1 protein-coding gene is annotated in these 675 nt (G+C 72.4%); it reads right to left on the bottom strand.

Features of this window, described 5'->3' with window-relative positions; all coding sequences use genetic code 11:
• Positions 1–675, bottom strand: a 675-nt coding sequence (locus tag J4G38_RS26765; protein WP_226163939.1) for a fibronectin type III domain-containing protein, incomplete at both ends; no start/stop codon positions are given.

Below are 675 nucleotides of genomic sequence, written 5' to 3' on the forward strand. Positions count from 1 at the left end.
GCCCGGCCGCTGGTCGCCACCAGGCTGGTGCCGGCAATGGTAAAGGCGCCCGTCGCGTCGGAGCTGCCGTAGCCGCTCACGGCCACGTAGTAGCGCTGGCCCGCCGCGAGCCCGTTGACCGCAACGGGTCCGGAGATGGCCGTGTTGTTGCCGCCCGAGCTCGCGCAGAACACCTGGGCGAACGGCCCCGCCGAGCAGTCCGGACTGGTAAAGACGCGCAGCATGCCGGCCGGGCCGCCCGTCACCGTGAAGGTCGTCGACGGGCCGGTGGGGGTGAAAGCAAACCAGACGTCCTTGGGAAAGGCGGCCGGCGAACACGCCGGGGTCGTGATGCCGGCCTGTACGCTGGTGGTGGCGCCGGCGTTCGAGCCGGTGAGCAGGGCGCTGCCCAAGGGCGTGGCGCCGCAGGGCTCGTCGTTGAGCGGGGCCGTCAGCAGGGTCCGGAAGGGGAAGGGGCCGGCCAGCGTGCTGTTGCCGTTGGCGCCGGCGCACACCTGCTGGACGTAGAACCCGTAGGCGGTGTCGGGCGTCAGGCCGGTCAGGGTCGTGCTGTTCGTGCCGATGCCCGTCACGACGGTGCCCCCGGCGGGCGGGACAAAGCCGGCCAACCCGTAGATAACGGAGAACGTGCTGCCGCCGGCCGCCGGGGCCAACCAACTCAGCGCCGCCGAGGTG

Origin of the sequence: Hymenobacter terricola (genome assembly GCF_017921975.2) — a bacterium.
GTDB lineage: Bacteria > Bacteroidota > Bacteroidia > Cytophagales > Hymenobacteraceae > Hymenobacter > Hymenobacter terricola.